Here is an 18,417-nt window from a genome sequence, read left to right as displayed (position 1 = left end):
CGCAACATAGCGGGTCAGTTCAACGCGCCTGAATCCGCCAGGCCTTGTGGATCCGGTTGTTACGGGCGAAATCCGGGTCCAGGGTCTGCGCACTGATCTCCTCGACCGCGTAACGCTCCTCCAGCCCGGCGTCGAGCTGGAACTTGCGGAAGTTGTTGGAGAAATACAGCACCCCCCCTGGCGCCAGCCGGGCCATAGCCAGGTCCAGCAGTTGCACATGGTCGCGCTGTACGTCGAACACGCCTTCCATACGCTTGGAGTTGGAGAAGGTCGGCGGGTCGATGAAGATCAGGTCATAGCTGTCGCGGTTGCCTTCCAGCCATGCCATGACGTCGCCCTGCTCCAGGCGGTGACGGTCGGAGAAGCCATTGAGCGCCAGGTTGCGTCGCGCCCAGTCCAGGTAGGTCTTGGACAGGTCGACGCTGGTGGTGCTGCGCGCCCCGCCCTTGGCCGCATGCACGGTGGCCGTGGCGGTGTAGCAGAACAAGTTGAGGAAACGCTTGCCGGCCGCTTCGCGTTGAATGCGCATACGCATCGGGCGATGATCCAGGAACAGGCCGGTGTCCAGGTAGTCGGTGAGGTTGACCAGCAGCTTGACGCCGCCTTCGTTCACTTCATGGAAACGGCCTTCGGCGCCCTGGCGCTCGTACTGGCGGGTTCCACTCTGACGCTCGCGGCGCTTGAGCACCACGCGCTGCGGGTCGACGCCCAGCGCCTGGGGGATGGCCGTCAGGGCGTCGAGCAGGCGCGCCTGGGCCTTGTCCGGGTCGACCGAACGCGGTGCGGCATATTCCTGCACGTGTACCCAATCCTGGTAGAGGTCCACGGCCAGGGCATATTCGGGCATGTCGGCATCGTACAGACGGTAGCAACCGACCTGCTCGCGACGGGCCCACTTGCCCAGTTGCTTGAGGTTCTTCTGCAGGCGGTTGGCGAACATCTGTGCGCCCTCGGACAGGCGTGCCGGCTCGCTGGCCACCGCCGCAGGGCGGCGCGGCTCGCCCGCTTCAGGCTCGGCCTGGCGGCGTTCGCCGGTCACGAACTGGTCGGGCTGCACCTTGAACAGCAACAATTTGCAGGGCAGCGCGCCGTTCCAGAACGCGTACTGCTTGTGGCTGCGAATGCCCATGCGCTTGCCCAGCTCTGGCGCACCGGTGAACACCGCCGCTTCCCAACCCAGGCAAGCCTGGCGCAGGCGCTCGCCAAGGTTCTGGTAGAGGTAGAGCAGGCTCGCCTCGTCGCCCAGGCGCTCGCCATAGGGGGGGTTGCTGATCACCAGGCCTTTCTGGTTCTGGTCCGGGCGCGGCTCGAAGCTGCCGACCTCGCCCTGGTAGATCTTCACCCAGTCGCCCAGGCCCGCGCGCTCGACGTTGTTGCGCCCCGGCTGGATCAGCCGAGGGTCGGCTTCATAGCCGCGAATCCACAGCGGCGGCTTGGCCAACCCCGCCTGGGCCCGTGCCTGGGCCTCGTCATGCACCTTGCGCCACAGCGCCGGCACATGGCCGAGCCAGGCCGTGAAGCCCCACCGTTCGCGCTTGAGGTTAGGTGCAATATCGGCAGCGATCATCGCCGCTTCGACCAGGAAGGTGCCCACGCCGCACATGGGGTCCGCCAGGGCGCCACCTTCGGCGGCGATACGCGGCCACCCGGCACGGATCAGCACCGCCGCCGCCAGGTTCTCCTTCAGCGGCGCAGCGCCTTGCTGCAGGCGGTAGCCACGCTGGTGCAGGCTGTGGCCGGACAGGTCCAGGGACAGGATCGCCTCACCGCGCTCCAGGCGCAGGTGCACGCGCACGTCCGGGTCGATCTTGTCCACCGAAGGACGCTGGCCTTCACGGTTGCGCAGCTTGTCGACAATGGCGTCCTTGACCTTCAGGGCACCGAAGTGGGTGTTGTCGATACCTGAGCCGTGGCCGCTGAACTCCACCGCCAGGGTGCCGTCGGGCATCAAGTGGTCCTGCCAGTCGACACCATGGACGCCGCCGTAGAGCTCGTCGGCGTTCTTCATGGAAAAACGCTTGAGCACCAGCAGCACGCGGTTGGCCAGGCGCGACCACAGGCACAGGCGGTAGGCGGTTTCCATGTCGGCCGAGCCGCGGATCGCCGAGGTGTGCTCGCGCACCTCTTCAAGGCCCAGGCTGCGGGCTTCCTCGGCGAGCAGGCCTTCCAGGCCTTTGGGGCAGGTGAGATAGAGTTCGAAACGGTCCGACATGAGCAATCCAAAGCCTTGGGCTGGTTGAGTGACGGGCCGACGCATCGCCCCGCCTGAGTTTGCCCGGGCGCCCTTCCAGCAGGCGCTCGGGTGGCCTTGCCCACTGAGGGAAGGCCGGGCCACCTGATCGACGAGCCCATCGCGTCATGGCGAAAGGAGGTTAGATCGTCAGGCAGTATGAAAATTTCCAGCGACGGGAGCGCCAATGTGACCCTTCGTCGCATTTCAAATTGTTACGGTCATCGTCCAGCACCACTGGCCAGATGACTGCACAGCAGCGCTAAACCCTGATCATAGCGGGCTCAACGATAAATCAAGTTGAGTCGCATTTATTTACTTATCCTTTGACCCTTGGAAAGGTTACGTCCTTATGACAAATCGATCATTCACACTGTGACTCGCTTTGGTTAGAACTGACCTCAGGTTGTCTCGCAACGAGGCAACACCTTCCGCTCGCCACGCCGGCAGCGAGCGCAAACCGGCAGAACGATTCTGCCCGGCCTCGGAGAGGCCGACGGGACATTACAGTCAACAAGTGAGGGCAACACCCTATGAGAAGACTTAAGCGTGATCCGTTGGAAAGAGCATATTCACGTGGCTACCAGTATGGGGTCACCGGCAAATCCCGCGAGCTTTGCCCCTTCAACCTGCCGTCCGTACGTCAAGCCTGGATCAATGGCTGGCGCGAAGGACGGGGTGACAACTGGGATGGCATGACCGGCACCGCTGGCATCCAGAGACTCAACGAAAATCACGCCGTTGGCTGAGACGAGGACACTGAATTCGAGTCACCATGCGCGCCCTATCCGGGCGGCGGGCTGAGGCCCAGGGGCCCCTCGAGGGGCCCTTTTTTATGCCCGTTCCTTTATTGCCGAGGCATCGCCGCAATGGCATCCACCGCCTCGCGGATCAGCGCAGGCCCCTTGTAGATAAAGCCCGAGTACACCTGCACCAGGCTGGCGCCGGCGGCAATCTTTTCCGCTGCGTGACGCCCTTCGGTGATCCCACCCGCGGCGATGATCGGCAACCTGCCGGCCAGTTCACCGGCCAATACCTTCACCGTGTGGGTGCTCTTCTCCAGCACCGGCGCACCGGACAGGCCACCGGCCTCGTCACCGAACGGCAGGCCCTGCACGCCTTCGCGGCCGAGCGTAGTGTTGGTGGCGATCACCGCGTCCATGCCGGTTTCCATCAGCGCCGAGGCCACCAGCGCGGTTTCCTCGTCAGTCATGTCCGGGGCGATCTTGATGGCCAGGGGCACGCGCTTGCCGTGCTCGGTGGCCAACTGCTCGCGGCGTACCGCCAGGGCCTGCAGCAATTGCTTGAGCGAGTCGCCGAACTGCAAGGTGCGCAGGCCTGGGGTGTTGGGCGAGCTGACGTTGACGGTGATATAGCTGGCGTCGGCGTAGACCTTCTCCAGGCAAATCAGGTAGTCGTCCACCGCGCGCTCGACCGGCGTGTCGAAGTTCTTGCCGATGTTGATGCCCAGCACACCGTCATATCGCGCTGCGCGAACCCGCGCCAGCAGGTGATCGACGCCGAGGTTGTTGAACCCCATGCGGTTGATGATCGCCGTGGCTTCGGGCAGGCGGAACAGACGCGGCTTGGGGTTGCCCGGCTGAGGGCGCGGGGTCACGGTGCCGATCTCGACGAAGCCGAAACCCAGCTGGGCGAAACCGTCGATGGCCGCGCCGTTCTTGTCCAGGCCGGCGGCCAGGCCGACCGGGTTGGCGAAGTTCAAGCCCATGACCGTTACCGGCAACGCCGCCGGCTGCTTGCACAGCAGGCCGTTCAGACCGAGGCGGCCACCGGCGCCGATCAGGTCCAGGGACAGGTCGTGGGAGGTTTCCGGGGAAAGCTTGAACAGCAGCTGGCGGGCCAGGGTATACATGGGCAGGCAAGACTCGCGGTGAGTGAGCGGGCGATTATAGCCAGCGCGCGGCCCGGGCGACAGGGGCGCTGGCACATGGGTTGCTTCGCAAGGTACAGGCAGACAGCCCCGTACCGGCGAGGACCCCCTTGAATACAGCACTCCCCACGACACCCCTGGCCTGGGTCAACGGCAGCGATGCACCCGAGAAAACCTCCCTGGACATCGGCTTCATGGCCCTGACCGACTGCGCGCCGGTCGTGGTGGCCGCCACCCAGGGCTTCGCCCAACTGCACGGCCTGACCCTCAACCTCAAGCGCCAGGCCTCCTGGGCCGGGCTGCGCGACAAGCTGGTCAGTGGTGAACTGGACGCCGCCCATTGCTTGTATGGCCTGGTCTACGCCGTGCACCTGGGCCTGGGCGGCATACCTCGCCATGCCATGGCCGTACTCATGGGCCTGAACCAGAACGCCCAGGCCCTGAACCTCTCCCCTGCCCTGCAGCGCAAAGGCGTGACCAGCCCCGAGGCGTTGTCGCGCCTGGTGCACCAGCATGGCGCACGCCTGACCTTCGCCCAGACCTTCCCCACCGGCACCCACGCCATGTGGCTGTACTATTGGCTGGCCAGTCAGGGTATCCATCCACTGCAGGACGTGCGCAGTGTGGTGGTACCACCCGCGCAAATGGCTGCCCATCTGCAGGCCGGGCGTATCGATGGTTTTTGCGTCGGCGAGCCCTGGTCGGCCGATGCGGTGGCCAAGGGCTTGGGCTTTACCTTGGCGACCAGCCAGTCGATCTGGCCGGACCACCCGGAAAAAGTCCTCGGCGCTACCCGCTCATTCGTCGAGCAATACCCCAACAGTGCCCGGGCGTTGGTGAAAGCAGTTCTGGCTGCCAGCCGATTCATCGAGCAATGCCAGGAAAACCGTCGTAGCACAGCCCAACTGCTCAGCGGCAAGGCCTACCTGGACGCCCCACTGGGCAGCATCGAACCGCGACTGCTCGGCGACTACCAGGACGGCCTCGGCAACCAGTGGCACGACCCTCACGCCCTGCGCCTGTTCGACCAGGGGCGGGCGAACATGCCCTACCTGTCCGATGGCATGTGGTTCATGACCCAGTTCCGCCGCTGGGGCCTGCTGCGCGAAGACCCGGACTACCTAAAAATCGCCCACCAAGTCCAGCAGCTGTCGCTCTACCGACAGGCAGCCGAGGCCATCGGCGTGCCGTGCTCCTATCCCCTCATGCGCAGCAGCCTGATGATCGACGGCAGCCGCTGGGACGGCAGCGACCCTTACGGCTACGCCCGCAGCTTCCGCCTGCATGCCCTGGATGACGCCCTCGGCACCCGAGCCGGACTGTGAGGAGCACGAACATGCTGCGTATCCTGCTGATCGACGATACCGAAAAGAAAGTCGGCCGCCTCAAGGGCGCCCTGATCGAGGCGGGCTTCGAGGTGATCGAGGCGGGCGCGCTGACCATCGACCTGCCCACCTGCGTCGAAACCGTGCACCCGGACGTGGTTCTGATCGATACAGAGTCACCGGGCCGGGATGTGATGGAACAGGTGGTACTGGTCAGCCGCGACCGTCCTCGCCCGATCGTGCTGTTCACCGACGAGCACGACCCGGGCGTGATGCGCCAGGCGATCCAGGCCGGGGTCAGCGCCTATATCGTCGAAGGCATCCAGGCCACGCGCCTGCAGCCGATCCTCGACGTGGCCATGGCCCGCTTCGAAAGCGACCAGGCGCTCAAGGCGCAGTTATTGGCTCGCGACCAGCAACTGGCCGAACGCAAGCGCATCGAACAAGCCAAAGGGCTGTTGATGAAGATGAAAGACTGCAACGAGGAACAGGCCTACACGCTGATGCGGCGCCAGGCCATGAGCCGACAGCAGAAGCTGATCCAGGTGGCCGAGCAGATCATCGCCATGCACGAGATGTTGGGCTAGGCACCGAAAATCCAAAGCCCCCCGTCAACAGTTGGCCCATCTCTTGCTGAGCAAACCTCACCGGTAGCCAACGGCGGTTACCTCACTTGATTACCGACAAAGACGTCGCTCTCCCCTCCCCTCGTGGTGCGGGAAGCGGCGTCTTTTTCGTTCCAGCCCTGCACAGCCAGGGCGTGACCAGCGTTGCAGCCACGCGAGGTGTTCGATGAATACGAGCTTCTGGAAATCCGGGCATGTGCCCACCCTGTTTGCCGCGTTCCTGTATTTCGACCTGAGCTTCATGGTCTGGTACCTGCTGGGCCCCTTGGCAGTGCAGATCGCCACCGACCTCGGGCTCAGCGCACAGCAACGGGGCCTGATGGTGGCCACGCCGATCCTGGCCGGGGCCGTGCTGCGTTTCGTCATGGGCCTGCTGGTCGATCGCTTGTCACCGAAGACTGCCGGGCTGCTCGGCCAGGTGGTGGTGATCGTAGCTTTGGCCTGCGCCTGGCACCTGGGCATCCAGAGCTATGAACAAGCCTTGCTGCTGGGCGTGTTCCTCGGCTTTGCCGGCGCCTCGTTCGCTGTCTCCCTGCCCCTGGCCTCGCAGTGGTATCCCCCCCAGCACCAGGGCAAGGCCATGGGCATCGCGGGTGCGGGCAACTCCGGCACGGTGTTCGCCGCCCTGCTGGCCCCTGCCCTGGCGGCGGCCTATGGCTGGAACAACGTGTTCGGCTTCGCCCTGTTGCCCCTGGTGCTGACCCTGGCCTTGTTCGCCCTGCTGGCACGCAATGCGCCGCAGCGGCCCAAGCCCAAGGCCATGGCGGACTACCTCAAGGCCCTGGGCGATCGTGACAGCTGGTGGTTCATGTTCTTCTACAGCGTAACCTTCGGCGGCTTCATCGGCCTGGCCAGTGCTCTGCCCGGCTATTTCAGCGACCAGTACGGCCTGAGCCCGGTGACCGCCGGCTACTATACGGCCGCCTGCGTATTCGCCGGCAGCCTGATGCGCCCCCTGGGCGGCGCCCTGGCCGACCGGTTCGGCGGGATCCGTACCTTGTTGGCCATGTACAGCGTCGCCGCCATCTGCATTGCTGCAGTCGGCTTCAATCTGCCCAGCGCCGTGGCGGCCCTGGCCCTGTTCGTCAGCGCCATGCTCGGCCTTGGCGCGGGCAACGGCGCGGTGTTCCAGCTGGTGCCCCAGCGCTTTCGCCAGGAGATCGGCGTGATGACAGGGCTCATCGGCATGGCCGGGGGCATCGGAGGCTTCCTTCTGGCCGCCGGGTTGGGGGCGATCAAGCAACATACCGGCGACTACCAGCTGGCTCTGTGGTTGTTCGCCAGCCTCGGTCTGCTGGCCTGGTTCGGCCTGCACGGCGTCAAGCAGCGCTGGCGCACCACCTGGGGCTCTGCGGCCGTCACCGCAGCGCGGGTCTGAGGGCTGCCCATGAGCCTGCAGTTGAGCTTCGCCCAAGCCACGGCCACCGGCCCACGGGCCGAGAACCAGGATGCCCTGCGCCTGGTCACGCCCGCTGCGGAGCTGGCCGCCAGCAAGGGCTACCTGTGCGCGCTGGCCGATGGTGTCAGCCAGTGCGCCGACGGCGGCCTGGCCGCGAAGGCCACCCTGCAGGCACTGGCCCTGGACTACTACGCCACCCCGCCCACCTGGGGCGTGACTCAGGCCCTGGACCGCCTGCTGCTGGCGCAGAACCGCTGGTTGCGTGCCCAGGGCAATGGCCAGCCGTTGTTGACCACACTCAGCGCCCTGGTACTGCGCGGGCGCCGCTTCACCCTGGCGCACGTGGGAGACTGCCGAATCTATCGCTGGCACGCAGAACGCCTGCTCTGTCTGAGCCAGGATCACGTCTGGGACCAACCAGGCATGCAGCATGTGCTCAAGCGCGCCCTGGGCCTGGACCAGCACCTACTGGTGGATTATCTCGAGGGTGAGCTGCAGGCCGGCGATTGTTTCGTGCTGCTCAGCGATGGGGTCTGGGCATGCCTTGGCGACCAGCGTATCCATTCGATACTGCATGACCAGCCCGACCTGCAGGCAGCCGCCGACACCCTGGTCGCCACGGCCCACCATGCCGGCAGCCAGGATAACGCCAGCGCCTTGCTGGTGCGCGTGGACCAGCTGGGCCCGGCCAACCTCGGCGATACCTTGGCGCACCTGCAGCAATGGCCCGTGCCCGGCTCGCTGCGCCCTGGCCAGTCGGTCGATGGCTGGCAGGTGGATGCCGTGCTGTCGCGCAGCCGTCAGTCGGTGCTGTATCGCGTATTTGACAGCCAGGGGCAGGCTTGGCTGCTCAAGACCCTGCCAGGGGACGTGCATGCTGAGCCGGGGGCCACCCAGCGCCTGCTGCTGGAGGAATGGTTCCTGCGCCGGGTCGCCGGGCGACATTTTCCCGAAGTACACAGCGCCAGCCAGCGCCAACACCTGTATTACCTGATGCGCGAATATCCAGGGCAAACCCTGGCGACCCTGTTCGCCGAGCAAGGGCCGCTGCCGCTGCAACGCTGGCTGGAGGTGGCACGCCAGCTCCTGCAAGCGGTCGGGGTACTGCACCGGCGCAACCTGCTGCATCGGGACATCAAGCCGGACAACCTGCACCTAGGGGAAGATGGCCAGGTGCGGCTGCTGGACTTTGGCCTGGCCTATTGCCCGGGGCTGTCCGAGGACGCAGCCCATACGCTGCCCGGCACACCGTCGTTCATCGCACCGGAAGCGTTCGATGGTGCCCCGCCCGACCCACGGCAGGACCTCTATGCGGTCGGGGTGAGTTTGTATTTCCTGCTCACGGGCCATTATCCGTATGGCGAGGTCGAGGCGTTCCAGCACCCTCGGTTCAGGGCCGCGATCGATCCAGCGCGCTACCGCCCGGATGTGCCGGCCTGGGTGCAAGGGAACCTGTTGCGGGGTGTGGAGCGTGATCCAGCACGGCGGTTCGAAACGGCCGAGGAGTGGTTGCTGGCGTTCGAGCGGGGCGACAGGGAAGAAGTGCCCAAGCGGGCCCGGCCGCTGCTGGAGCGGGAACCGTTGAAGGTCTGGCAGGGTGTGGCGTTGCTGTCGCTGCTGCTGAACCTGGTCTTGCTGGTGGTCTTGCTCAGGCAGTGATACGCCGCCGCCCCCACAGCGGTAAGCGCTTGCAACCCAAAAAAGAAAAACCCGGCCGAAGCCGGGTTTTTCGTGAAGCATCAAACCAAATTACTTGGCCTGGGCTTCGACCTGAGCTTCAACGCGACGGTTGATAGCGCGGCCTTCTTCGGTGGCGTTGTCAGCAACCGGACGGGTCTCACCGTAGCCAACCGAGTCGATACGGCTGGATTCAACACCGTACTGCTGGGTCAGGACTTCCTTGACAGCATTGGCACGACGCTCGGACAGCTTCTGGTTGTAAGCATCCGGACCAACGGAGTCGGTGTGACCTTCAACGGTGGTGGTGGTCTGTGGGTACTGCTTCATGAAGTCAGCCAGGTTCTTGATGTCGCCGTAGCTGTTTGGCTTGACGACCGACTTGTCGAAGTCGAACTTGACGTCCAGCTCAACACGTACGACTTCGGCAACAGCCGGGCAGCCGTCGGCGTCAACGGTAACGTTGGCCGGGGTGTCAGGGCACTTGTCGACGTTGTCGCAGACGCCGTCGTTGTCGCTGTCGGAGCAGACTTCGGCAACAGGAGCCGGAGCAGCTTCAGCTTGCTTCGGGCTACCGCCGAAGTTCATGCCGATACCAACGCTCGGGGCCCACTCGGTGTCGCCCTGGTCGATGTTGTACTGAGCTTCGACGCCAGCACGGGCGTAGAACATGTCGGTGATGTACCACTTGGCGCCAGCGCCAACGTTGGCGAAGGTGGAGTGGTCACGACCGCCACGGCCGGTCTGGCCCAGGCTCTGGTGCGAGAAACCAGCCGAAACGTACGGACGGATGGCGTCGTACGGGTTGTTGAAGTGGTAAACGGCGTCCAGGGCGGTGTTGGAGCCCTTGATGTTCTTGCCGTCTTCGCCACGAGCGTTGTGAACTTCGTCGTAGCCCAGACGCAGTTCGACGTCGTCGGTCAGGAAGTAACCGATCGAGCCACCGAACAGGTTGCCGTCGTTCTTGAAGTCGCGCTGGCTGTCGAAGAACTCTTTCTTGTAGAAGAGCTCGGTCTCGACGGCGCCTTGACCTTGTGCCAGAGCGCCAAACGAAGTGGCGGCTACAAGCGAACCAATGGCCAAGCCCAAGGTGTTTTTCAATTTCATCCGTTAAATCCCCATCTGGTGATAGTTAAGCAGTCCCACCAACATCCGGGGGACAACTCGACGGCAAGTCTAGCAGAACTTGCCGGTTGGTTAGAGATATTTACGCGCCACTAAGTTTCAGTGAGCCCCGCAAATTTCTCTCTAAGCTTGTCGAGCGCACGCTTGTAGCGCATTTTCGTGGCGCTCAGGCCCATGTGCATGATGTCTGCGATCTCCTGGAATTCCAGCTCTGCGACAAATCGAAGCACCAGGATTTCTCGGTCGATCGGGTTCACATGCACCAGCCATTTATCCAGCCCGCCTTTTTCTTCAGGTTTCGGCGCCTTGTCCTCGGACGCCTCTTCCATAGGGTCCAGGCTCAAGGCATCCATCAGCCTTCGCTTGCGTCGTTCCTTGCGGTACTGGGTAATGCATTCGTTGTAGGTGATGCTGTAGAGCCAGGTCTTGAACTTGGACTTCCCCTCGAAGCTCTTCAGCCCGTACAGCACTTTGAGCATCACTTCCTGACAGACATCGTCGGCATCCCGGTCGTTCCCCAGGTAACGCGCACAGACGTTGAACAGGGTCCGTTGGTAGCGCCGCATGAGCTCTTCATAGGCGCGGGTTACGTGAAACAGCTCCTCATGCGAACGCGCCACCAACTCCTCGTCAGTGAGTGCTCGGGGGTCATAGCGCATGGGCGGCGAATGAACTTTATTCAAAACGGATCTGGCCGACAGTCGGGTCAATGTCGCCGCTCGGCCCCGTGGGCCGGTTTTCGCGGCGGCATACATTAACAGCTTTTGTGCGGTTAGCGGCTATTGACTCGCTGCTCGAGCAATTCCCGATTGGACAACGACACCAATTCGCCATCATCGGTCAGCAGGGTCGTCTTGACCGTACCGATCTCCTCGATCTGCCCTTCGACCTCTCCAATCCGCACCTGCTGGCCGACCTGGTAGAGTTCACGCACGTAGATTCCAGCCAGGATCTGCCCGGCGATTTCCCGGCTGCCCAGGCCCATTGCCAGCGCAACGGCCAGACCAACGGTAATCAAACCGATGACGATCACATGGTTGAGCAGGTCAGTCTTGACCTCCAACTGGCTGATCGCCACCGAGATGCTGATGATGATGACCAGGCCCTGGGCGATACGCCCGACACCGGCAGCATATTCCAGGCCCACCCCTTCGGCGGCGCCGCGCACCAGGCCGTTGACCAACTGCGCCAGAAGTACGCCGGCCAGCAGTACCAGCGCCGCCCCGAATACCTTGGGCAAGTACAGGGCGAGCATGTCGAGCGTTGCCGAAACCCGCTCCAGGCCCAGGGATTCCGCAGCCGAGACCAGGAAGATCAACAGCACGAACCAGTAGACGATCTTGCCGATCAGGGTGGAGATGGGCACCTGGATGCCGACGCGGCTGAGCATCTTGGTCAGGCCGGTGCCGCTCATCAGGCGGTCCAGGCCGAACTTGGCCAGCAGCTTGGACAACAGGGTGTCGAGCAGCTTGGCCACCACGAAACCGAGCAGCACCACGACCAGGGCGCCGAACAGGTTGGGGATGAAGTTCGCCACCTTGGTCCAAAGGGCGGTCATCGCGGTGACCAGGCTCTGGGTCCAGAGATCGAGTTCCATATTCAATCGGCCTTATCAGCTTTTCTGCCTGCGGCAGGGTTGCGGCGCACCGGCGCGACATGCGCCGAGCCATTGTTCACGGCGATCATCAGCGCCTGGCTCCAACGGCCGAGCAAGCTGAACAGATCACCCGCACCGACCTGGCGGTTGGCGGTCTTGAGGACGCGACCCAGGCAAGCGGCATCGTCACGGTCCTGGCCGGACGGCGATGCCTTGAGCAGGTCGCGCAAGGATTCTTCAAACGGATCGTGCATGGGCACCTCGCGTGATGTCTGTCAAAGACGAGGGCACGGGCCGATGGGTCACACCTGGATGTGGGACGAATGTTTCAAAATGCATAGCTGGCCGACCAGGCTGAATCATACCCATCGCAACCGCCGGAACAGCCACCACTGCCCTGCCGCCAAGCCCAGCACCACAGCGCAGGCAAGCAGGAACCCATAGGGGCTGTCGGCGCCCGGGATACCGCCGACGTTGATGCCCAGCAAGCCGGTGACGAAACTCATGGGCAGGAAGATGCAAGTGATGATGCCGAAGCGGTACATGATCCGGTTCATACGCTCACTGCGCCGCCGGTCCTCGCTCTCGAGCACCAATGCAGCCCGCTCGCGGGTAAGCTCCAGCTCCTCCAGGTAACGGGTCAGGCTGTTGTTCAGCTCGTTCCAGTAGTCGGCATCGCCATCGGCGAACCAGCTCCACTTGTTGCGCGAGAGCTGGGCGTAGATTTCCCGCTGCGGCGAGAGGAATCGACGCAGGCCGGCGGCACGGCGGCGGATCTGCTGCAGGCTGCCCTGAACCGGGCTATACCGTTCGTCGGATTCAACCTTCTCTTCCTCGAGGTCGACCACTTCCGACAGGTCATCGACCAACGCCTGGACCTTCTCGGTAAGCAGTTCGCCCATCAGCAACAACAGCTCGGAGGCCGATTTCGGCCCCCGGCCCTCGTCCAGCTGCTGGAGAATCTCGTCACTGGCACGCAGCGGCCGCAGACGTAGCGAGATCACCCGTCGGGCCTCGGCGAAGATACGCACCGAGACCATGTCCTCGGGTTCAGCCCCCGGATTCAGGTTGACCCCACGCAGGAACAGCAGCATCTGCTCCTCGGCCAGCGGTAGCAGGCGTGGGCGCGTGTTTTCCTCCAGCAACAGGTCGCAGGCGAACTCGCTCAGGCCGCTGTCATGCAACAGCCAGGTGCGGGTCTGAGGGTGGCTGCGGTCCCAGTGCAGCCAGAGGCTTTCCTCGGGCTGTAAGGCAAGGTCGTCCAGTTCGGTCCGGGCAATAGAGCGCGCGCCGCCTTTGCCATCGAGCACCAGGGCATGGACCAGCCCCCACTGCGCGTTGTCTTCCTCGAACATTCCAGCTCCATCAGCGCGCGCGGCGCGTCACTCGGGCATCTTCAACGGGCTTGGCGAGACGATCACGCCGTTGTTGTCGGCGTACACGTACTCGCCCGGGCGGAAGGTCACGCCCGCGAAAGTCACTACCACGTTGAGGTCGCCGATGCCGCGCTTGTCGGTCTTCATCGGGTGGCTGGCCAGGGCCTGGACACCGACGTCGGTCTGCACCAGTACATCCACGTCGCGTACGCAGCCATAGATCACCAGGCCTTCCCAGCCGTTCTTGGCAGCCTTTTCGGCGAGCATATCGCCCAGCAGCGCACGGCGCAGCGAACCACCGCCATCGACCACCAGGACCTTGCCCGTGCCGTCGAGTTCGACCTGCTCCTTGACCAGCGAGTTGTCTTCGAAGCATTTGATGGTGACGATCTGGCCGCCAAAGGAATCACGGCCACCGAAATTGCTGAACATCGGCTCCAGCACCTGGACCAGGTCCGGGTAGGCGTCGCACAGGTCGGGCGTTACGTAATGCTGCATGGGAAACTCCTGTCAGTCACAACGAAAGCGAAGTTGCCCAAGGCTACACCGGGGAAGCCCTCGCAGTCATCCGAGACTGCTCGGTCAGTCGAGGCCGGCGGTGGGACCGAACAGGACAGCCAGACTTCACCCAGCCAAGCCAGGCTCCACCACCGCAGCCCCGGGCAACAGCGAAAGCGGGTCGTTCAACCACCCTTCCACCAACGGCCACACCTGCGCCTGCGCCGCCTTGCTCACCAGCATGTCGACGTGCCCGAACGCATCGAAGCCCTCCTCCCGCCCCAGGCGCAGGAATTGCTTGCGCGTCCCGCCCAGTTGCTCGAACAGCTTGCGGCAGGCCCATACCGGGTCCTGGTGATCCGCCGCGCCTGCCACCGCCAGCAGCGGCACATCGACCTGCGCCAACCCGGCCCACCAGTCGTCCTGCTTGTCGCCGAAACGCCCGAACAGCTTGTGCCAACGCAAACTCTCCAGCGCCAGGCCAATGGGTTCGTCTTCCGGCCCACGCCTGAGCCGCGACCCGGACAACTGGGCGAAACGCTTGAGCAGCACACGCGCGCTCCAGGCAACCGGCGGCACTTTCAGCGGCCAATACACGCGGCTGACCTGGGAGCCGAAGAGGGCCACGCTGGCCACCTCGTCTGCACCCAGGTAGCCACCTCCCAACGCCGCTGCCAAGGTGGTGCCCCCCAGGGAATGGCCAACCCAGTGCGGCGCCTGCCCGGCCTGTTCCTGAACGAACGCGCCGATCACCGGCAAGTCGAAGCGGGCGTAGTCGGCAACACGGTTATGCCGCCACTGGCGGTTGCGCGGCGACAGGCCATGGCCACGCATCTCCGGAATCCACACATCGAACCCGGCGCGGGCCAGGTAGGCGCCCAGGCCGATGCCCTTGGGCGAATACCAGAAACGACGGTTGGAGAAACTGCCGTGCAGGAGAATCACCGGCACACCCTGGGCGCTCGCCTGGCTGGCCAGACCCAGGCGGGTCACGGCCAGTTCCACGCTGGGGTCGGGGCTGTTGCCGGCCTTGATCCGGTACACGTCCTCACTGAGGTCACCGCGCCGCTCGGCGCTGAGCAAGGCCACGGGAAACAGGGTACTGCTGCTTTGCATAGGTCGATTGCACAAAAAAGGGCGGGATCCATCGCTGGAGCTCGCCCTGGGTAAACCAGGCGGGAGCGCCCTGGAGCGCTCCCGCGTTCGTTGCATCAAGCTGCGCCTTGGCCCTCGGCCAGGAAGAACCAGGTCTCGAGCACCGAGTCCGGGTTCAGCGACACGCTCTCGATGCCCTGCTCCATCAGCCACTTGGCCAGGTCCGGGTGGTCCGACGGGCCCTGGCCACAGATACCGATGTACTTGCCGGCCTTGTTGCACGCGGCAATGGCGTTGGCCAACAGCTTCTTGACCGCCGGGTTACGCTCGTCGAACAGGTGGGCGATGATGCCCGAATCGCGGTCAAGGCCCAGGGTCAGCTGGGTCAGGTCGTTGGAACCGATGGAGAAGCCGTCGAAGTATTCGAGGAACTCTTCGGCCAACAGGGCGTTGGACGGCAGCTCGCACATCATGATCACACGCAAGCCGTTGACGCCACGGCCCAGGCCGTTTTCGGCGAGCAGGTCGACGACCTGGCTGGCCTCGCCCAGGGTGCGCACGAACGGCACCATGATCTCGACGTTGGTCAGGCCCATCTCGTCGCGCACCCGCTTGAGGGCACGGCACTCGAGCTCGAAGCAGTCACGGAACGACTCGCTGATGTAGCGCGAGGCGCCGCGGAAGCCCAGCATCGGGTTCTCTTCTTCCGGCTCGTACAGCTTACCGCCGATCAGGTTGGCGTACTCGTTGGACTTGAAGTCCGACAGGCGCACGATGACCTTCTTCGGGTAGAACGCCGCAGCCAGGGTGCTGATGCCCTCGACCAGCTTCTCGACATAGAAGCTGACCGGGTCGGCATAGCCGGCCACGCGCTTGTCGACACTCTCTTTAAGGTCGGCCGGCAGGCTCGCATAGTTGAGCAGCGCCTTGGGGTGCACGCCGATCATGCGGTTGATGATGAACTCCAGGCGCGCCAGGCCGACACCGGCGTTGGGCAACTGGGCGAAGTCGAAGGCACGGTCCGGGTTGCCGACGTTCATCATGATCTTGAACGGCAGCTCCGGCATGGCGTCGACCGAGTTCTGGCGCACGTCGAAGCCCAGCTCGCCTTCGAAGATGAAGCCGGTGTCGCCCTCGGCGCAGGAAACCGTCACACCCTGGCCGTCCTTGAGCAGTTGGGTGGCGTTGCCGCAACCGACGACCGCCGGGATGCCCAGTTCACGGGCGATGATCGCCGCGTGGCAGGTACGGCCGCCACGGTTGGTGACGATGGCGCTGGCGCGCTTCATCACCGGTTCCCAGTCCGGGTCGGTCATGTCCGAGACCAGCACGTCGCCCGGCTGCACTTTGTCCATCTCGGACACGTCGTGGATCACGCGGACCTTGCCGGCACCGATGCGCTGGCCGATGGCACGGCCTTCCACCAGGACGGTGCCCTTTTCCTTGAGCAGGTAGCGCTCCATGACATTGGCGCTGGAGCGGCTCTTCACGGTCTCGGGACGTGCCTGGACGATGTACAGCTTGCCGTCGTCCCCGTCCTTGGCCCATTCGATGTCCATCGGGCGCTGGTAGTGCTGCTCGATGATCATGGCCTGCTTGGCCAGCTCGCTGACCTCGGCGTCGGTCAGGCAGAAGCGCGCGCGGTCGGCGCGGTCGACCTCGACAGTCTTGACCGAACGGCCGGCCTTGGCCTCGTCGCCGTAGACCATCTTGATGGCCTTGCTGCCCAGGTTGCGACGCAGGATGGCCGGGCGGCCGGCCTGCAGGGTGCTCTTGTGCACGTAGAATTCGTCGGGGTTGACCGCACCTTGCACCACGGTCTCGCCCAGGCCGTAGGCGCCGGTGATGAACACCACGTCACGGAAGCCCGACTCGGTGTCGAGGGTGAACATCACGCCGGCGGTGCCGGTTTCCGAACGGACCATGCGCTGCACGCCGGCGGACAGGGCGACCAGCTTATGGTCGAAGCCCTGGTGCACGCGATAGGCGATGGCGCGGTCGTTGAACAGGGAGGCGAACACCTCCTTGGCGGCGCGGATCACGTTGTCGACGCCACGGATGTTCAGGAACGTCTCCTGCTGGCCGGCGAAGGAGGCATCCGGCAGGTCTTCGGCGGTGGCCGAGGAACGCACGGCGACAGCCATGTTGTCGTTGCCCTGGGCCATTTCGGCGAAAGCGGTGCGGATTTCTGCGTCCAGGCGCGCCGGGAACTCGGCGTCCATCACCCACTGACGAATCTGTGCGCCGGTCTTGGCCAGGGCATTGACGTCATCGACGTCCAATGCGTCCAGGGCTGCATGGATGCGGTCGTTCAGGCCACTCTGTTCGAGAAAGTCGCGGTACGCCTGAGCCGTAGTGGCAAAGCCGCCCGGCACCGATACGCCGGCACCTGCGAGGTTACTGATCATCTCGCCCAGGGATGCGTTCTTGCCCCCCACATGCTCTACATCGTGGACGCCGAGCTTATCGAGGGAAACTACGTACTCTACCAAGGTGATCTCTCCACTAACTGTATTGGAAAAGCTCAAGGGCGCCCGCCTGTCGACTCCGACTTGGCCGGACGCTTGTGGCCTGGACCTGGAAAATAAGTGAGAATGCCGAACACACGCGTTCGGCAAACCGAACCTATCATACTCCAGAAAACTTCGGCAGCTTAAGGCCCAGGGTGCAAATGAAACGATCCGCGTTCTTCATCTCCGACGGTACCGGTATCACTGCCGAAACGCTGGGCCAAAGCCTGCTCGCACAATTCGATAGCATTCCTTTCAATAAATTCACCCGTCCCTACATCGACACGCCGGACAAGGCGCGCAACATGGTCCGCCAGATCAACGATGCGGCGGAGCGGGACGGCATGCGGCCGATCATCTTCGACACCATCGTCAACCAGGACATCCGTGAAATCCTGGCCACGTCGAACGGCTTCATGATCGACATCTTTTCGACGTTTTTATCCCCGCTGGAGCAGGAATTAACCGCCCATTCGTCGTATTCCGTGGGCAAGTCCCACTCGATCGGCGGTAACTCCAACTACATGGAGCGCATCGAGGCGGTCAACTTCGCCCTGGACAACGACGACGGCGCGCGCACCCATTATTACGACAAAGCCGACCTGATCCTCGTGGGTGTGTCGCGATGTGGCAAGACGCCGACGTGTTTGTACATGGCGATGCAGTTCGGCATCCGCGCGGCCAACTACCCGCTGACCGAAGACGACATGGAGCGCCTGCAACTGCCGGCGGTGCTGAAGAAGCACCAGAACAAGCTGTTCGGCCTGACCATCGACCCCGACCGCCTGACCGCCATCCGCCACGAGCGCAAGCCCAACAGCCGTTATTCGAGCTTCGCCCAGTGCGAATTCGAGGTGCGCGAAGTGGAGAGCCTGTTCCGCCGGGAGAACATCCCGCATATCAATTCCACGCATTTTTCGGTGGAGGAGATCTCGGCGAAGATCCTGGTGGAAAAAGGCGTCGAGCGCCGCTTCAAATAGCACCGCCTCCCTGTAGGAGCGGCCTTGTGCCGCGAAAGGGGTGCGAAGCGCCTCAAGGGATCAGTGCATCAAGCGGACATTGCCGGGG

16 protein-coding genes are annotated in these 18,417 nt (G+C 63.9%); 6 read left to right on the top strand and 10 right to left on the bottom strand.

Going from position 1 to position 18,417, the window contains the following annotated elements; all coding sequences use genetic code 11:
- Positions 1 to 19: 19 nt before the first annotated feature.
- Entirely contained in the window at positions 20 to 2,212 is a 2,193-nt protein-coding gene (gene rlmKL, locus K8374_RS07295) for a bifunctional 23S rRNA (guanine(2069)-N(7))-methyltransferase RlmK/23S rRNA (guanine(2445)-N(2))-methyltransferase RlmL (protein WP_224458476.1), read from the bottom strand.
- Positions 2,213 to 2,763: 551 nt separating this feature from the next.
- Here rlmKL and rmf point away from each other — a divergent pair.
- Positions 2,764 to 2,979, top strand: coding sequence for a ribosome modulation factor (gene rmf / locus K8374_RS07290; protein ID WP_080642046.1), 216 nt, complete (start codon positions 2,764 to 2,766; stop codon positions 2,977 to 2,979).
- A gap of 98 nt (positions 2,980 to 3,077) precedes the next feature.
- Here rmf and K8374_RS07285 read toward each other — a convergent pair whose 3' ends face one another.
- Complete coding sequence (locus tag K8374_RS07285; protein ID WP_224458475.1) at positions 3,078 to 4,103, bottom strand: quinone-dependent dihydroorotate dehydrogenase; 1,026 nt, start codon at positions 4,101 to 4,103, stop codon at positions 3,078 to 3,080.
- Positions 4,104 to 4,231: 128 nt separating this feature from the next.
- Between K8374_RS07285 and K8374_RS07280 the strand changes: the two genes are divergently transcribed.
- The 4 genes from K8374_RS07280 (at position 4,232) to K8374_RS07265 (ending at position 9,130) form a co-directional block, all read left to right on the top strand.
- Positions 4,232 to 5,446, top strand: a complete 1,215-nt coding sequence (locus K8374_RS07280) for a CmpA/NrtA family ABC transporter substrate-binding protein (RefSeq protein ID WP_224458474.1) — start codon at positions 4,232 to 4,234, stop codon at positions 5,444 to 5,446.
- A gap of 11 nt (positions 5,447 to 5,457) precedes the next feature.
- Entirely contained in the window at positions 5,458 to 6,033 is a 576-nt protein-coding gene (locus K8374_RS07275) for an ANTAR domain-containing response regulator (RefSeq protein ID WP_224458473.1), read from the top strand.
- A 205-nt stretch (positions 6,034 to 6,238) separates the two neighbouring features.
- On the top strand, positions 6,239 to 7,450 hold the full coding sequence (locus tag K8374_RS07270) for a nitrate/nitrite transporter (protein WP_224458472.1): 1,212 nt from the start codon (positions 6,239 to 6,241) through the stop codon (positions 7,448 to 7,450).
- Positions 7,451 to 7,459: 9 nt separating this feature from the next.
- On the top strand, positions 7,460 to 9,130 hold the full coding sequence (locus K8374_RS07265; protein WP_224458471.1) for a bifunctional protein-serine/threonine kinase/phosphatase: 1,671 nt from the start codon (positions 7,460 to 7,462) through the stop codon (positions 9,128 to 9,130).
- Positions 9,131 to 9,220: 90 nt separating this feature from the next.
- Here K8374_RS07265 and K8374_RS07260 read toward each other — a convergent pair whose 3' ends face one another.
- From K8374_RS07260 to ppsA, 8 genes are all read right to left on the bottom strand, one after another.
- Entirely contained in the window at positions 9,221 to 10,255 is a 1,035-nt protein-coding gene (locus K8374_RS07260) for an OmpA family protein (protein ID WP_224458470.1), read from the bottom strand.
- A 110-nt stretch (positions 10,256 to 10,365) separates the two neighbouring features.
- Positions 10,366 to 10,932: an RNA polymerase sigma factor SigX gene (sigX, locus tag K8374_RS07255; protein ID WP_224458469.1), complete on the bottom strand. Its 567-nt coding sequence runs from the start codon at positions 10,930 to 10,932 to the stop codon at positions 10,366 to 10,368.
- Positions 10,933 to 11,045: 113 nt separating this feature from the next.
- Entirely contained in the window at positions 11,046 to 11,870 is an 825-nt protein-coding gene (locus K8374_RS07250) for a mechanosensitive ion channel family protein (RefSeq protein WP_084855104.1), read from the bottom strand.
- A gap of 2 nt (positions 11,871 to 11,872) precedes the next feature.
- On the bottom strand, positions 11,873 to 12,124 hold the full coding sequence (locus K8374_RS07245; protein WP_043206741.1) for a hypothetical protein: 252 nt from the start codon (positions 12,122 to 12,124) through the stop codon (positions 11,873 to 11,875).
- 105 nt (positions 12,125 to 12,229) lie between these two features.
- Positions 12,230 to 13,225 (bottom strand): zinc transporter ZntB, encoded by a 996-nt coding sequence (locus K8374_RS07240; RefSeq protein WP_224458468.1) that lies wholly within the window; start codon positions 13,223 to 13,225, stop codon positions 12,230 to 12,232.
- A gap of 27 nt (positions 13,226 to 13,252) precedes the next feature.
- A complete protein-coding gene (gene rraA, locus K8374_RS07235; protein ID WP_224458467.1) occupies positions 13,253 to 13,744 on the bottom strand; it encodes a ribonuclease E activity regulator RraA in 492 nt (163 codons plus the stop codon).
- 126 nt (positions 13,745 to 13,870) lie between these two features.
- Positions 13,871 to 14,860, bottom strand: coding sequence for an alpha/beta fold hydrolase (locus K8374_RS07230; RefSeq protein ID WP_224458466.1), 990 nt, complete (start codon positions 14,858 to 14,860; stop codon positions 13,871 to 13,873).
- Between the two features lie 95 nt (positions 14,861 to 14,955).
- Entirely contained in the window at positions 14,956 to 17,331 is a 2,376-nt protein-coding gene (gene ppsA / locus K8374_RS07225; protein WP_224458465.1) for a phosphoenolpyruvate synthase, read from the bottom strand.
- Between the two features lie 179 nt (positions 17,332 to 17,510).
- On the opposite strand from ppsA, the gene K8374_RS07220 reads away from it, so the two are divergent.
- Positions 17,511 to 18,329: a pyruvate, water dikinase regulatory protein gene (locus K8374_RS07220; protein WP_084855099.1), complete on the top strand. Its 819-nt coding sequence runs from the start codon at positions 17,511 to 17,513 to the stop codon at positions 18,327 to 18,329.
- The last annotated feature ends 88 nt before the right edge of the window (positions 18,330 to 18,417 follow it).

This window comes from Pseudomonas sp. p1(2021b), from assembly GCF_020151015.1.
Classification (GTDB): Bacteria; Pseudomonadota; Gammaproteobacteria; order Pseudomonadales; family Pseudomonadaceae; genus Aquipseudomonas; species Aquipseudomonas putida_K.
Note: the sequence above shows the minus strand (reverse complement) of the source record. Positions and strands in the feature narration are given on the sequence as shown.